Origin of the sequence: Arthrobacter sp. DNA4, from assembly GCF_024362385.1 — a bacterium.
Taxonomy (GTDB): domain Bacteria; phylum Actinomycetota; class Actinomycetes; order Actinomycetales; family Micrococcaceae; genus Arthrobacter.
This window is the reverse complement of sequence record NZ_CP101466.1, coordinates 1,534,176-1,548,648: the sequence shown is the minus strand read 5'-3', so window position 1 is coordinate 1,548,648 and position 14,473 is coordinate 1,534,176. Positions and strand designations below refer to the sequence as shown.

Here is a 14,473-nt window from a genome sequence, read left to right as displayed (position 1 = left end):
CCGCCCGCAGGAAAACACACCGGGTCCGTCCCCAACGAAAGAGCCTCCGTGCCGCAGTCCGCGGCAGGAGGCTCTTCACGTTGTGCCGGAGCAGGTTCGGCGCTGGTTGGTTGTGGTCCCTGTTTAAGGGGCCTCCCTGTTCCGGCGCCTCCTGTTCCGGCGTGTCCCGGTTCGAGGGTGTCCGGTTTAGTGGTCCACAGCCTTTTCGGCACCGATGCCGGTCAGGGAGCGGACCTCCATCTCGGCCTGCTTGGCAGGATCCTCCCGCCGCTTGTCCAGGGTGGTGCCCAGCCAGCCAAGGAAGAAGGCCAGCGGGATGGACACGATGCCTGGGTTGCTAAGCGGGAAGAGGGCGAAGTTGGCACCCGGGATCATCGAGGTCTTCAATCCCGAAACCACCGGGGAGAACACGATGAGCAGGATGGCCGAAGCCAGGCCCCCGTACATGCTCCACACCGCGCCCTGGGTGGTGAACTTCCGCCAGAACAGGGAGTAGATGATGGTGGGCAGGTTCGCCGAAGCGGCGACGGCGAAGGCCAGCGCCACCAGGAAGGCCACGTTCTGGCCGTTGGCGAAGATCCCGCCCAGGATGGCCAGGATGCCGATGACCACCACGGTGCGCCGGGCCACCCGGACTTCAGTGGCGGCGTCGGCCTGGCCCTTGGCGATGACGTTGGCGTAGATGTCATGCGCGAACGATGCTGCGGCCGTGATGGTCAGGCTTACCACCACCGCCAGGATGGTGGCGAACGCCACCGCGGAGATGAAGCCCAGCAGCAGTGGCCCCCCCAGGTGGAAGGCCAGCAGCGGGGCGGCAGCATTGACGCCGCCCGGCGCGGACTTGATGGTGTCCGCTCCCACCAGGGCAGCTGCACCGTAGCCCAGCACCAGGGTGAACAGGTAGAACAGGCCGATCAGCCAGATGGACCAGACCACGGACTTGCGTGCTTCCTTGGCCGTGGGCACGGTGTAGAAGCGCATCAGCACGTGCGGCAGGGCGGCCGTGCCCAGGACCAGGGCCAGGCCCAACGACATGAAGTCCAGCTTGGAGGTTTCCGTCTTGCCGTACTGCAGGCCCGGGTTGAGGACGGCCGGGTTGTTGGCAGTCTCCACGGCGCCGCCCAGCAGGGCCGAGAGGTTGAAGCCGTAGATGGCCAGGACCCAGAGGGTCATCACGGCGGCGCCTGCGATCAGCAGCATGGCCTTGATGATCTGGACCCAGGTGGTGCCCTTCATGCCGCCGATCAGGACGTACATGATCATGAGGGCGCCGACGACGATGATCACCAGGGCCTGTCCGGTCCAGTCACTGATGCCCAGCAGGAGGGAGATCAGGCTTCCCGCGCCGGCCATTTGGGCCAGCAGGTAGAAGAAGCAGACCGCGAGGGTGGAGATGGCGGCGGCGATCCGGACCGGGCGCTGCTTCAGCCGGAAGGACAGCACGTCCGCCATGGTGAACTTGCCGGTGTTGCGCAGCAGTTCAGCCACCAGCAGCAGTGCCACGAGCCAGGCCACCAGGAAGCCGATGGAGTACATGAATCCGTCGTAGCCGTTGATGGCGATGGCGCCGGTAATTCCCAGGAAGGACGCGGCGGACAGGTAGTCACCGGCGATGGCGGTGCCGTTCTGCGAGCCCGTGAACGACCGTCCGGCGGCGTAGTAGTCGGCGGCGGTCTTGTTGTTGCGGCTGGCGCGGAACACGATCACCATGGTCACGGCCACGAACAGGCCGAAGATGCCCATGTTCAGAAGGGTGGTGTCCTTGAGGGCGGCGACATCCACCGCGGCGGGAATTGCGATCATTTGTTGGCTCCGCCCACTCGGTTTCCGTGCTTATCGAATTCGTGCCCCTCAATCTCGTGCCTGATCTCCGTGGCGATGGGGTCCAGCCGCTTGTTGGAGTAGTGCACGTACCAGCCGGTGATGGCGAAGGTCGAGACGAACTGGAGCAGGCCCAGGATCAGGCCGACGTTGATGTTGCCCCAGACCTTGGTGGACATGAATTCCACCGCGTAGTCGGCGAGCAGGACATAGGCGAAATACCACAGCAGGAAGACCACTGCCATGGGGAAGACAAAGCTGCGGTGACGCTTGCGCAATTCCTGGAACTGCCCGGTCGACTGGACTTGTTCAAAGTCCACGGACGCCGCTGCGTCCGGAGTATGGGCATCATTACCCATCGTTCCTCCTCATTGAGTTGCCGGAACACACCGGGCGGAGGGCCCCGAACTGCTGGACAGGGAGCCTGGTAAGCAGCACCACGCAGGGGCACCGCAGATGTGACACCAATCACTTTGCCGCCCGCGCGCCGCCGTGTTCCAGCACTTCACCGCCCACTGTCGCTCAACGGTTGCGATGCTGCGGCAAGCGGCACCCGCCGCTACGCTGGGCACCATGCCGGACTCCCCCCTCCTCACCGCCGCTGCCGTCGCGGTGATCGCCATGGCCATTGCCGTCGTCGTCGGCGTGGGCCTGAAGGTGCTCCGCTCCTTCCGTGAGCTGGGCACTGACGCAGAACGCGCCACGTACCACACGCTCCACGCGGCCTCCCAGGCCGGGCAGCACCTGCGCCGCGGACTGAACCCGGCCGGCGCCGCGAAAGCCAGCCGCCAGCTGCGGGCCCTGCTGGCCTGCGATGCCCTGGCCATCACGGATGCCAACGGTGTCCTGGCCTGGGACGGCGGTGCCGAGGACATCAGGCCACGCCTGATGGAACTCGCAGCGGATGTCCTGGCATCCGGCCGGACAGCAGTTCTCTCCGCCGGTGCGGACGGAACCGGCAGCCACCTTGCCGGAGTCATCGCCCCGGTGCGGGCGGGCACCCGGGTGGTGGGCGCGGTGGCAGCCTTCGCCCCTTCCGCGGGGGCCGGCCTCGTCAGGGCAACGGGGGAAGTGGCCGACTGGGTCGCGGTCCAGGTGGAACTTGCCGAACTGGACGCCTCCCGCACGCTGCTGATGGAAGCGGAAGTCCGGGCGCTGCGCGCCCAGATCAGCCCGCATTTCATCTACAACTCGCTCAACGCCATCGCATCCTTCATCAACACAGATCCGGAGCGGGCCAGGGAGCTGGTGGTGGAGTTCGCGGACTTCACCCGCTACTCGTTCCGCCGGCACGGAGACTTCACCACCCTTGCCGAGGAACTCCGCTGCATTGACCGCTACCTGCTCCTGGAGCGCGCCCGGTTCGGCGAGCGCGTCCAGGTCAGCCTGCGGATCGCCCCGGAGGTGCTGGGCACCGTCATCCCCTTCCTCAGCCTGCAGCCGCTGGTGGAGAATGCCGTCCGGCACGGGCTCGAGGCCAAGGCGGGTCCCGGGCACATCAGCATCACGGCGGAGGACGCCGGGGCCTTCGCTGAGGTCACCATCGAGGACGACGGCGTGGGGATGGATCCGGAGCATCTCAGGTCCGTGCTGGCGGGCCATACCGACGGGGACCATGTGGGGCTGCGGAATGTGGATGCACGCCTCCGCCAGGTGTACGGCAACGATCACGGCCTGGTGGTGGAAACGGCGCCCGGCGAGGGAACGCTGATCACCATGCGGGTGCCGAAGTCCCAGCCGGGGCACGATGCGTGAGGAGCGCCGTGCCGCTGGAAGTACCCTAGGAGAATGATTAACGTCCTCGTCGTTGATGATGAGCTGCCCGCCGTTGAGGAGCTGGCCTTCCTGCTGGGCAGGGACGAGCGCATCGGGAAGGTGCTGCGTGCCACGTCCGGCGCTGAAGCCCTTACGGCCCTGTCCGCCGGCGGCATCGACGCCGTATTCCTGGACATCCATATGCCTGCGGTGTCAGGCCTGGACATCGCCGGTGCCATCGCCCGCAGCAGCAATCCGCCGGCCGTTGTTTTTGTCACCGCCGATGAGGACCACGCCCTGGCTGCGTTCGAACTCGCCGCCGTGGATTACCTGCTCAAGCCGGTGCGCGCCGAGCGCCTGGCACGTTCCGTTGGGCGGATCAGCGAACTGCGCGACGGCGGGGCGGCACCGGAGATGATCACGGTGGACCAGGGCGGGACCACCAGGATGATCCGCCGGGACGACGTCACCTACGTCCAGGCGCAGGGGGACTACGCGCGGCTGCACACCGCCGACGCCAGCTACCTCATCCGGGTGCCGCTGGCAGATCTTGAACAGCAGTGGGCGGACGCCGGCTTCATCCGTACCCACCGCTCCTATCTGGTGGCGCTGAAGCATGTGTCCTCGATGAAGCTGGCGGCTGACGGGCCGCGTGTCACGGTGGCCGGGGCCGGCCTGCCCATCAGCCGCCGGCACCTGCCCATCGTGCGGGAGAAGCTGGAGGCAACCAGGATCAGGCCGCACGCATGACCCGGGTGCGGGTTACGGCCCCGCGCGCGTCTGCGCGCACGGCGGTGCGCGGCACGCCCCGCGCGCTTGAGTCGCGGGAAGCGGCGCAGGACTCCGAGGTGGGACAGGTGTTTGTCCGGTCGCTGATCAGGTCCCAGCTGCGGCTGGCCCTGGTGGTGGCGGGCGGCTTCCTGCTGATCCTGGCCGCGTTCCCGCTGACCCTGGTGGTGGTCCCCGGCCTGGCCGATACCCGGGTCGCCGGCATCCCGTTCGGCTGGCTGCTGCTGGGCGCGGGAATCTATCCGGTGATCGGCTTGAGCGCATGGTTGTACGTCAGGACGGCGGCACGCAATGAGGCACGGTACCGGGACCTGGCAGGTGAACAGTGATGCGCAGGTGAATGCCGGCGTCGCCATCACAGCGGTCGCGGTGGTGTCCCTCGCCACGGCCATCATCGGGTTCTATGGGCTGCGGATCTCACGCACCACCGGCGACTTCTACGTTGCATCCCGGACCGTGCGGCCCTGGTGGAACGCATCGGCGATCGGCGGGGAGTACCTGTCCGCGGCCAGTTTCCTGGGTGTGGCAGGCCTCATCCTGCTGTCCGGGACGGATGCACTCTGGTTCCCGGTGGGCTACACCGACGGCTACCTGATGCTGCTGCTCTTCGTTGCCGCCCCGCTGCGCCGGTCCGGCGCCTACACGATTCCGGACTTCACCGAGTCGAGGCTCGCTTCCCGGACGGTCCGGCGCGTCACCAGCCTGGTGGTGGTGATGGTGGGGTGGCTGTACATCGTGCCGCAGCTGCACGGGGCAGCGCTGACCATCCACATCGCCACGGGACTGCCATCCTGGGTGGGTTCCGTTGCAGTCGTGGTGGTGGTGTGCCTCACGGTGGTGGCAGGCGGGATGCGGTCCATCACGTTTGTCCAGGCCTTCCAGTACTGGCTAAAGCTGACGGCCCTGGCCGTGCCCATCCTGTTCATCGTCTTCGTACTGGTAAGCAAGGGGGCGGAGCCCCAGTCCCTGCCAGCGGTCAACCCCACGGGCGTGGCACCGGCCGGGCTGTACCAGAACGTGTCGCTGTTGGTGGCGCTGCTGTTCGGCACCTTGGGACTGCCGCACGTGCTGGTGCGTTTCTACACCAACCCGGACGGGCACTCGGCCCGGCGGACCACGCTGATCGTCCTGGGCCTGCTCTCCGTGTTCTACCTCTTCCCCACGGCGTACGGGCTGGTGGCCCGGATGTTTGCCCCCGATCTGGCCCGCTCCGGGCAGCCGGACGCCATGGTCCTGCGGCTGCCCGGCGAACTCGTGGGCGGGGTGCCCGGCGATCTGCTCTCCGCGCTGGTGGTGGCCGGGGCGTTCGCGGCGTTCCTGTCCACCACCTCCGGCCTGGTGGTCTCCCTGGCGGGCGTGATCAGCCAGGATGTCCTGGGCGGAAGCGTCCGCGGGTTCCGGCTCGCCGCCGTCGTCTCTGCCCTGGTTCCTCTCGGCTTTGCGTTCATGACCGGTTCCCTGGCACTTGCCGGCAGCGTGGGCCTGGTTTTCGCGTTCACCGCGTCCACGGTCTGCCCCGTCCTGCTGCTGGGCATCTGGTGGCGCGGCCTGACCGACGCCGGGGCCATCGCGGGCATGGTGACCGGCGGGGTGCTGTGCGGTGGGGCGATGATTGCGGGCGCAGTATCGGGTTCGGGCCTGACGCCGCCCTGGCTCGCGCAGCCGGCGGCCTGGAGCGTGCCTGCCGCGTTCGCCGTGATGGTCATCGTGTCACGGGCCACTTCCCACCGGATCCCGGGCACCATGCCGCGGATCATGACCCGCCTGCACACCCCGGAACGGCCGCTGGCAACCGAACGGTGATCGGGAGGACAATAACGCCATGTCCATCGAGGACGGCGGCACCTCCCACCAGCACGGCGGGGTCCCTGCCTCCGTGCGGGCCCAGCTGCTCGCCACGGAGCACTGGGGCCTGCTGGCATCACGCAGCACGGCCCAGGGCGAGGTGCTGACCCGCATCAGCATGTTCCTGACGTTCACCTCGGCCAGCATTGTGAGCGTGGCGCTGGTGGGCCAGGCAACGGGCTTTTCGGATGCCTTCGTCCTGCTGGCAGTGGTTGTCCTGTTCATCGATGCCGCGATCGGGCTGCTGACCCAGCTCCGGGTGATGAACGTGGCCCACGAGGACCTGATGTACGTCACGGCCATGAACAGGCTGCGGGCCGCGTATGTGGACCTTGACCCGGGTCTGGAGCCGTACCTGATGGCCGCGCACCACGACGATGAGGCCGGTTCGGTGCAGACCTACTATTTCTTCGGCAACCGCGGTTCGTTCAGCCATGTGGCGGGCAGCAGCATGATCTTCATGACGACGGCGAACGGGGCCTTGATTGCCATTGTTGCCGGGCTGCTGGTAACCCTCGCCGGGGCAGGGACAGCGGGCGGGCTGATCGTGGGGGCCCTCTGTGGCGTGGCGTTCCTGGCGGTGTCCGCCGTCCGCGGGTACCGGGGCTACCGGGATGTGTGGCGCCGCTTTAAGCCGCTTTCCCCCACCCCGCCGGCCGGGGACTGAAAGTCCCGGGGACCAAGACGCGTCAGTCGATGGCCGCCATCAGCTCGACAACGCGGTCCAGGAAGGCGTCCACCTGTGATTCCTCGTAGCCGTCGCGGCCCACTGCGGGACGGAAAACGGCGCGGCGCACGCTGTCCACGCTCAACGGTTTGTCCTGTTCGAGGTAGGCGACGAGCTCGCGGCACAGCCGGTCGACGTCGTCCGTGTTGTAGCTGCGGGACTTCTTCTTGGTGGGACGCCGGAAGCGGTCTCCGTCAGGCCGGTGCAGGCGGCCCCGGAGGATGCCGGAGAGGCTCCCGATCTCGCGCAGCCAGGCTTCCTCCCCGTGGGCCGCGATCAGTTCGTCCCGCTCCCGGCGGGCGAAGGCGTCCTCAAGCCGGTCGAGGGCGGCGTCCACGACCGTGGCAGAGTAGCCGCCTTTGACGGGGTCGAAGGACACGGCCCTGACGTCGGCGCTGTTGACGGGGTCGGTGGCGGCCTGGGGTGTTTCCAGGGAGATCCGTGCCCGCTGCAGGAACTGGTCAACCTGCCTGGCGTTGTACCCGTACTCGCTGCGCTGCACGCGCTCAAAGGACGCAGGGATCTGCCGATGAATGTCCAATGCCACTTCGTTTCCTTCAATGCTCTTCAGCGGTAGTGCTTCCGCACCAGTTTAGGGGGCCGCGATTGGTGCGGCCGCCCGGGACCATGTTTGTGTCGGATGCCCGGGCGCACCGGGCTGGAGGGGTCAGGCGACGGCCACCAGGCCGTACAGGATGAACGCCACCGGGGAGGCGAAGACGATGGAGTCCAGCCGGTCCATCACTCCCCCGTGCCCGGGCAGGATGCTGCTCATGTCCTTGACGCCCAGCTCACGCTTGACCATGGACTCGGCGAGGTCGCCGGCGGTGGACGCTGCCACTGTACCGACGGCGAGCACGGCGCCCACCCACCACGGTTTGTCCAGCACGAAGAGGGCCGCCAGGATGCCGATCAGCATGGCGCCTGCTACCGACCCCGCGAAGCCCTCCCAGGACTTCTTGGGGCTGATCTTCGGTGCCATGGGGTGCTTTCCCAACGACGCACCCACCAGGTAGCCGAAGGTGTCGTTGGAGACCACCAGCAGGAGCATGACGGCAATCTCCCACGCCCCGATGGGGGCCATCCCGTCCGGCCAAAGCCCCAGCGGGGTGGTGCCTGCGGCGTGCAGCGGCAGCGCGGCGAAGCTGATGAAGAAGGGAACCCACCCCAGGGTGAAGACACCGGCGAAGATGCTGTTGGCCGAGCCGGCGGCACTTTCGATCGAGCGCCACAGCAGTACGGCCACGGCACTGAGCAGCAGCGCAAACAGCTGGCTCTCGATGCCGCCAAAGTAGGCGGCGAAAGGCATGGCCAGCGTGCCGGTCATGACAGGCACGATCGGCATCCTGGTGCCGTTGGCTTCCAGCGCCCGGTAGATCTCCCACACGCCAAAGACGGCGAAGGCCGTGACGATGGCTACGAACGCCAGCGGGAGGAACAGCAGCCCGCCGAGTACCGCGATAAGCATGGCCAGGCCCACCACGACGGCGGCGGGCAGGTTCCGCCCGGCCTTTGGCGTCGGGTTGCTCCTGGGCTGCTTCCCCCGTGTGCGCGCCCGTGGTGCGGGGGCCTGATCTGCCTGGCCCATCAGACTTCGAGCAGCTCTGCTTCCTTGCGCTTGAGCAGTTCGTCGATGCCGTCCACGTGGGCCTTGGTAAGGCTGTCCAGTTCCTTTTCGGCGCGGTTGCCTTCGTCTTCGCCCGCCTCGCCGTCCTTCACCAGGCGGTCCAGGGTTTCCTTGGCCTTGCGGCGGATGTTGCGGATGGAGACCTTGGCGTCCTCGCCCTTGGTCTTGACGATCTTCACGTATTCCTTGCGGCGTTCCTTGGTCAGTTCAGGAATAGTGATCCTGATGACGTTGCCGTCGTTGGACGGGTTGGCTCCGACCTCGGAATCGCTCAGGGCGCGTTCGATGTCCCGCATGGCGGTCTTGTCGAACGGGGTGATCAGGATGGTGCGGGCGTCCGGGATGGCGAAGGAGGCCAGCTGCTGCAGCGGCGTGGGCGAGCCGTAGTAGTCCACCAGGACCTTGTTGTAGAGGCCCGGGTTGGCGCGGCCTGTGCGGACGGCGGCGAAGTCTTCCTTGGCTACCTCTACCGCCTTGTCCATCTTTTCTTCGGCTTCGAGCAAGGTTTCTTCGATCACGGTCTCTCCTGACGGTTCTGGTGCAGTCCGGGGCGCCCGATCCATGCACTCACGTGGTTCTTTGTTGCTGGTTCCGTCCCCGCCCGAACGGGCGGGGACGGAACTGTCCTGAAATCATCCTAGCCGCAGCTAGGCGGTGACCAGCGTGCCCAGCTTTTCGCCAAGGATGGCGCGGGTGACGTTGCCTTCACCCTCCATGCCGAAAACCACCATGGAGAGGTCGTTGTCCTTGCACATGGTCATGGCCGTCTGGTCCATGACGCGGATGTCGCGGCGCAGGGCATCGTCGTAGCTGAGGGTCTCCAGCCGCTCCGCGGTGGGGTCCTTCTTGGGGTCCGCGGTGTACACAGCATCCACCCCGCTCTTGGCCATGAGGACCACGTCCGCGTGGACTTCCAGGGCGCGCTGGGCGGCTACGGTGTCGGTGGAGAAGTAGGGCAGGCCTGCGCCGGCGCCAAAAATGACCACGCGGCCCTTTTCCATGTGACGGATGGCGCGGCGCGGAATGTAGGCCTCGGCCACCTGGCCCATGGTGATGGCGCTCTGGACGCGGGTTTCCACGCCCGCCTGCTCCAGGAAATCCTGCAGCGCCAGGCAGTTCATGACGGTTCCCAGCATGCCCATGTAGTCGGCGCGGGAGCGGTCCATGCCGCTCTGGGACAGTTCGGCGCCGCGGAAGAAGTTTCCGCCGCCCACCACAATGGCCACCTCCACTTCGGGGACGGCTGCTGCGATCTGCTTGGCGACGTTGCGGACGGTCTCGGGATCGACACCGAGCTTCCCACCGCCGAAGACCTCGCCGGAGAGCTTCAGGAGGACCCGCCGCCGGCTCTTCTCCGAATGCGTGACAGTGTTGACGGCTTCCATGATGCCTTCCCGTTGGTGACTCTGAAAAAAGGGTATCCTGCCGGATCCGGTGCCCGGAACCGGCAGCGGTCCAAACGGACTGGACTGCCAGCCGTTTGGGCGCATGCAAAAGGGGCGGCCACCGAAGTGGCCACCCCCTTGCAGTTTCGGCTAGGAGCCGACGCGGAAACGCGTGAAAGCGGTTCCCTTGACACCGGCCTCTTCGAGGACCTGTGCCACGGACTTCTTGGCGTCCTTGGCGAATGCCTGGTCAACCAGGACCTCGCCCTTGTAGAAGCCCGTCACGCGGCCTTCCACAATCTTGGTGAGGGCAGCTTCCGGCTTGCCCTCGGCCTTGGCGGTCTCTTCGGCGATGCGGCGCTCGGACTCGACGAGCTCGGCCGGAACGTCCTCACGGGTGAGGTAGTTCGGGGCCATGGCGGCGATGTGCACGGCAACGTCGTGGGCAGCGGCGGTGGCGGCTTCGCCTTCACCGTCGACAGCGAACAGAACGCCGACCTGGGCCGGGAGGTCCTTGGAGGTCTTGTGCAGGTAAGCGTCAACCGTTGCACCCTCAACGCGGGAGATGCGGCGGACAACAACCTTCTCGCCCAGGATGGCGCCTTCTTCGACGACAACCTCGGAGAGCGGCTTGCCGTCAACGTCGGTGGCCAGCAGGGTCTCGAGGTCGGCAGCGCCGGACTCGACGGCCACGGCCAGGACCTTGTCGGCCAGCTGGATGAACTTGTCAGCCTTGGCGACGAAGTCGGTCTCGCAGTTGACCTCGATCATGACGCCGACCCCGTTGCTGACCTTGGCGGCCACGAGGCCTTCAGCGGTGGAGCGGCCTTCGCGCTTGGTAGCGCCCTTGAGGCCCTTGATGCGGATGATCTCGATGGCCTTCTCGGCGTCACCGTTGGCTTCGTCAAGAGCCTTCTTGACGTCCATCATGCCGGCGCCGGTGCGCTCACGCAGGGCCTTGATGTCCGCGGCAGTGTAGTTCGCCATGTGAACCCCTCTGTCTAGAAATGTGTGGTGGTGTACGGACCGACAGGACGGCAGCCCACGGGGGTGGGCCGCCATCCTGTCAGCAGCTCCGGCTGCGGACAGCGCGGAGAATCCGGATTTTGCGTGTGTTACTTGGCGTCTTCGGCGGGAGCCTCGGCAGCTGCCGGAGCTTCCTCGGCGGCCGGAGCTTCAGCGTTCTCAGCCGGAGCGGCAGCAGCTTCTGCCTTGCTGCCTTCGAGGAGCTCGCGCTCCCACTCGGCCAGCGGCTCTTCCGGAGCTTCGGTGGCGCCCGTGCCGCGGTTGTTGCGGGCGATCAGGCCCTCGGCAACAGCGTCGGCAACAACGCGGGTCAGGAGGTTCACGGAGCGGATGGCGTCGTCGTTGCCCGGGATCGGGAAGTCGACTTCGTCCGGGTCGCAGTTGGTGTCCAGGATGGCCACAACCGGGATGTTCAGCTTCTTGGCCTCGTCAACGGCGAGGTGTTCCTTCTTGGTGTCAACAACCCACAGCAGGGACGGAGCCTTGGTCAGGTTGCGGATACCGCCCAGGTTGGACTCCAGCTTGGTGAGCTCACGCTTGAGGAGCAGGAGTTCCTTCTTGGTGTAAGCGGAACCGGCGACGTCGTCGAAGTCGATCTCTTCGAGTTCCTTCATGCGCTGGATACGCTTGGCAACCGTCTGGAAGTTGGTCAGCATACCGCCGAGCCAACGCTGGTTGACGTAGGGCTGGCCCACGCGGGTTGCCTGCTCGGCAATTGCTTCCTGGGCCTGCTTCTTGGTGCCGACGAAGAGCACGGTGCCGCCGTGGGCAACAGTGGCCTTGACGAACTCGTAGGCGCGGTCGATGTAGGACAGCGACTGCTGCAGGTCGATGATGTAGATGCCGTTGCGCTCGGTGAAGATGAAGCGCTTCATCTTCGGGTTCCAACGGCGGGTCTGGTGTCCAAAGTGGACGCCGCTGTCAAGCAGCTGGCGCATGGTTACGACGGGCATTCCGGCGCTCCTTATTTTCCGGCAGGTCATTCATGAGAAAACCCGGAGGCTTCTTACCCTGCCAATAGTTGACGGTTGATCAGCGTGGCCCGGACGGGCCGTGCTCCTGGCATCCCCCGCCCTTCCCATCAGGACGAAAGCCTGACCGCAGGAAGAGCGATCCTCCATGGACGACGCCGGGGCGTTCGCTGCCGGAGGGCTGGATGCGCGTAGTCAGCCGCCGCTCCCCCACACTCCTGAATGAGATGTGCCGACGCGATCCGGACAGGGGGATGCACCGCGGGGGTGGACCACTGGGACGTAACGCGTTGAGGGCGCAGCAAACTGCTCCATCAAGTGTACTACAGGCACCCCCACCCGCCGGACAGGTCGTGCCTGCCCGGGCCGTTGTCCACATAGCCGGAACCGGCCCTGCCGGCGCGCAATGCAGGCGGGCAGGCTGGTCGCATGAAGACATCAGTCCTGCTGGCCGCCTTCCTGCTGCTGCCGGCGTCGATTGCCACCCCGGGCGCCGGCCTTCCGAACAGCGCAGCCCTCTCCTACAGCGCAGCCATTCCGAACAGCGCAGCCCTCTCCTACAGCGCCGCCGGCTTCGGCCCTCCGGCGGCCGCCAGCCAGCAGGGAAGTACGACGACGGCCGCCCGGGCGGGTGCCGCCCCTTCCTGGCAGTGGCCCCTGGCACCGCGGCCGCGGGTGCTGCGCCCTTTCGATCCACCGCCCAAGCCATGGCTGAGCGGACACCGGGGCGTCGACCTTGAATTCACTGCAGGCACGCAGGTCCTGTCACCCGCGGCCGGAACGGTGAGTTTCGCGGGCGTGGTGGTGGACCGTCCCGTCATCACCATCGACCATGGCGGCGGCCTGCGCAGCAGTTTCGAGCCAGTGGAAAGCACGTTGGCCGTGGGCGCCACCGTAGCCCGGGGTGAGGTCATCGGCACCGTGCTGCCGGGGCACTGCCCGGCGGCGCAGTGCCTGCACTGGGGCGTGCGGGAAGGAGAGGACTACGTCAATCCCCTGCAGTTCGTCCTGGACCTCCGCCCGTCCATCCTGCTGCCGCTGTCCGGTGGCCCATAGCCACGGAGAAGGCAGGCATGGCCCCGGAACATCAATTAGTCAGACAACTGCCCGTGTGGGCGTCCCGCCTAGACGATGGCCGAGATACCGGTGATGGCCCGCCCTGTCACCAGGGTGTTGATTTCCGCCGTGCCCTCGTAGGAGTAGATGGCCTCCGCGTCGGCGAAGATTTTGGCCATCCCGTAGTCGGTCACGATGCCGTTGCCGCCCAGGATGCTGCGGCCCAGCGCCACACTCTCCCTCATGCGGTCGGTGGCGAAGGCCTTGGCGAGTGCAGATTGTTCGTCCTTCGCCTCCCCGGCGTCCTCCAGCTGGGAGAGCCGGACCATCATGCCCATGGAGCTGACCGTGTTGCCCAGGATCCGGACCAGCTGGTCCTGGATGAGCTGGAAGGAGGCCAGAGGGCGGCCGAACTGCTGGCGCTCCACGGCATAGCGGCGGGCAACATCGAAGGCGGCCATCTGGAGGCCCACGGCCTGCCAGGCAACTGACAGGCGGGTGACTTTGAGCACCTTGTTGACGTCGCGGAAGCTGTTGGCGTTGGCGAGCTTGAAGTGGTCCGGTACCACGACGTCCGTCAGGACGATGTCGGCGTTCTGGACTGTCCGCAGGGAGATCTTGTTCTCGATCTTTGTTGCGCTGTATCCGGCCAGCGTGGTGTCCACCATGAAGCCCTTGACCTGGTTGTCCGCCACGTCGCGTGCATACACCACCACCCAGTCGGAGAATGTGGCATTGCCGATCCAGCGCTTCGCGCCGTTGAGGATCCAGTTGTCCCCGTCCCTGCGCGCCGTGGTGCGAGTTCCGCCGGCCACGTCGCTGCCGCCCAGCGGCTCGGTCAGGCCGAAGGCCCCGATCTTCTTCAGCGCGTAGATATCGGGAAGCCATTCATCCTGCTGCTCTTGGGATGCCAGCAACTCAATGGAGCCGGTGAACAGCCCGTCGTGCACGCCTAGGAAGGTGGCGATGGAGGCGTCCGCTCGGGTGGCTTCGGCGTGTAGCATGCCGGCGAAGAGGTTGGAATACCCCTGCCGCCGCACCGGGCTGACCAGGTCCAGCCCGGCAAGCTTGGGCACCAGGTCCATGGGGAACTCTCCGCGGTTCCAGCAGTCCACGGCAATTGGCTTGACCTCACGCGCCAGGAAGTCGCGGACTTCGGCCAGCCGGTCTTGCTCCTTGCCGGAGAGAAGCTGCTCGAAGGCGAAGAAGTCGCCGTCGGCGTAGGGAAGCTCTGGGAAATCGGCTGCGGAGGTGGCCATGGTTACCTTCTTTGATGATCAGCGCTGACCATGCCGCGGAGCGGAGCACGGTATGTTACTGGTCAGTAACATACCGCAGGGTGCGGGGTTAACCAAGAAAACCGCGGCCAACGAAAACTCGTCGGCCGCGGTCGAGGTAGGGCTACTCGGACTTGAACCGAGGACCTTAGGATTATGAGTCCCGCGCTCTAACCAGCTGAGCTATAGCCCCC

The 14,473-nt window shown here is 66.5% G+C and carries 15 protein-coding genes and 1 tRNA gene; 6 read left to right on the top strand and 10 right to left on the bottom strand.

The features are described 5' to 3' along the window. Positions 1-186: 186 nt before the first annotated feature. Together NMQ03_RS07160 and NMQ03_RS07155 are read right to left on the bottom strand one after the other, a co-directional pair. On the bottom strand, positions 187-1,803 hold the full coding sequence (locus NMQ03_RS07160) for a cation acetate symporter (protein WP_255175002.1): 1,617 nt from the start codon (positions 1,801-1,803) through the stop codon (positions 187-189). Continuing rightward, on the bottom strand, positions 1,800-2,180 hold the full coding sequence (locus NMQ03_RS07155; RefSeq protein WP_255175001.1) for a DUF485 domain-containing protein: 381 nt from the start codon (positions 2,178-2,180) through the stop codon (positions 1,800-1,802). The genes NMQ03_RS07160 and NMQ03_RS07155 overlap by 4 nt, the downstream gene beginning before the upstream one ends. Positions 2,181-2,394: 214 nt before the next feature. Between NMQ03_RS07155 and NMQ03_RS07150 the strand changes: the two genes are divergently transcribed. From NMQ03_RS07150 to NMQ03_RS07130, 5 genes are read left to right on the top strand one after another with little or no spacing between them, the layout of a single operon-like run. Beyond that, a complete protein-coding gene (locus NMQ03_RS07150) occupies positions 2,395-3,576 on the top strand; it encodes a sensor histidine kinase (RefSeq protein WP_255175000.1) in 1,182 nt (393 codons plus the stop codon). 33 nt (positions 3,577-3,609) lie between these two features. Beyond that, on the top strand, positions 3,610-4,326 hold the full coding sequence (locus NMQ03_RS07145) for a LytTR family DNA-binding domain-containing protein (RefSeq protein ID WP_255174999.1): 717 nt from the start codon (positions 3,610-3,612) through the stop codon (positions 4,324-4,326). Further along, complete coding sequence (locus NMQ03_RS07140) at positions 4,323-4,694, top strand: hypothetical protein (protein ID WP_255174998.1); 372 nt, start codon at positions 4,323-4,325, stop codon at positions 4,692-4,694. The genes NMQ03_RS07145 and NMQ03_RS07140 overlap by 4 nt, the downstream gene beginning before the upstream one ends. Before the next feature lie 7 nt (positions 4,695-4,701). Then, positions 4,702-6,168 (top strand): cation acetate symporter, encoded by a 1,467-nt coding sequence (locus tag NMQ03_RS07135; protein WP_255175552.1) that lies wholly within the window; start codon positions 4,702-4,704, stop codon positions 6,166-6,168. Positions 6,169-6,187: 19 nt separating this feature from the next. Then, positions 6,188-6,877: a hypothetical protein gene (locus NMQ03_RS07130; protein WP_255174997.1), complete on the top strand. Its 690-nt coding sequence runs from the start codon at positions 6,188-6,190 to the stop codon at positions 6,875-6,877. 22 nt (positions 6,878-6,899) lie between these two features. On the opposite strand, the gene NMQ03_RS07125 is transcribed toward NMQ03_RS07130, so the two are convergent. The 6 genes from NMQ03_RS07125 to rpsB form a co-directional block, all read right to left on the bottom strand. Beyond that, the gene (locus NMQ03_RS07125; protein WP_255174996.1) at positions 6,900-7,484 is read right to left on the bottom strand and encodes a DivIVA domain-containing protein; all 585 of its coding nucleotides are present in this window, start codon (positions 7,482-7,484) and stop codon (positions 6,900-6,902) included. A 120-nt stretch (positions 7,485-7,604) separates the two neighbouring features. Beyond that, positions 7,605-8,525, bottom strand: a complete 921-nt coding sequence (locus NMQ03_RS07120) for a phosphatidate cytidylyltransferase (RefSeq protein WP_255174995.1) — start codon at positions 8,523-8,525, stop codon at positions 7,605-7,607. After that, on the bottom strand, positions 8,525-9,082 hold the full coding sequence (gene frr / locus NMQ03_RS07115) for a ribosome recycling factor (RefSeq protein WP_255174994.1): 558 nt from the start codon (positions 9,080-9,082) through the stop codon (positions 8,525-8,527). The genes NMQ03_RS07120 and frr overlap by 1 nt, the downstream gene beginning before the upstream one ends. Positions 9,083-9,211: 129 nt before the next feature. Beyond that, positions 9,212-9,949 (bottom strand): UMP kinase, encoded by a 738-nt coding sequence (pyrH, locus tag NMQ03_RS07110; protein WP_159632390.1) that lies wholly within the window; start codon positions 9,947-9,949, stop codon positions 9,212-9,214. A gap of 150 nt (positions 9,950-10,099) precedes the next feature. Beyond that, complete coding sequence (tsf, locus tag NMQ03_RS07105) at positions 10,100-10,936, bottom strand: translation elongation factor Ts (protein WP_141161028.1); 837 nt, start codon at positions 10,934-10,936, stop codon at positions 10,100-10,102. Positions 10,937-11,064: 128 nt separating this feature from the next. Then, positions 11,065-11,928, bottom strand: a complete 864-nt coding sequence (gene rpsB / locus NMQ03_RS07100) for a 30S ribosomal protein S2 (protein WP_110544706.1) — start codon at positions 11,926-11,928, stop codon at positions 11,065-11,067. 447 nt (positions 11,929-12,375) lie between these two features. Between rpsB and NMQ03_RS07095 the strand changes: the two genes are divergently transcribed. Beyond that, positions 12,376-13,002, top strand: a complete 627-nt coding sequence (locus NMQ03_RS07095) for a M23 family metallopeptidase (RefSeq protein ID WP_255174993.1) — start codon at positions 12,376-12,378, stop codon at positions 13,000-13,002. A gap of 68 nt (positions 13,003-13,070) precedes the next feature. Here the strand turns inward: NMQ03_RS07095 and NMQ03_RS07090 are convergent, their stop codons facing one another. Together NMQ03_RS07090 and NMQ03_RS07085 are read right to left on the bottom strand one after the other, a co-directional pair. After that, the gene (locus NMQ03_RS07090; RefSeq protein ID WP_255174992.1) at positions 13,071-14,261 is read right to left on the bottom strand and encodes an acyl-CoA dehydrogenase family protein; all 1,191 of its coding nucleotides are present in this window, start codon (positions 14,259-14,261) and stop codon (positions 13,071-13,073) included. Positions 14,262-14,398: 137 nt separating this feature from the next. Continuing rightward, positions 14,399-14,472, bottom strand: a tRNA-Ile gene (locus NMQ03_RS07085). Position 14,473 lies beyond the last annotated feature (1 nt).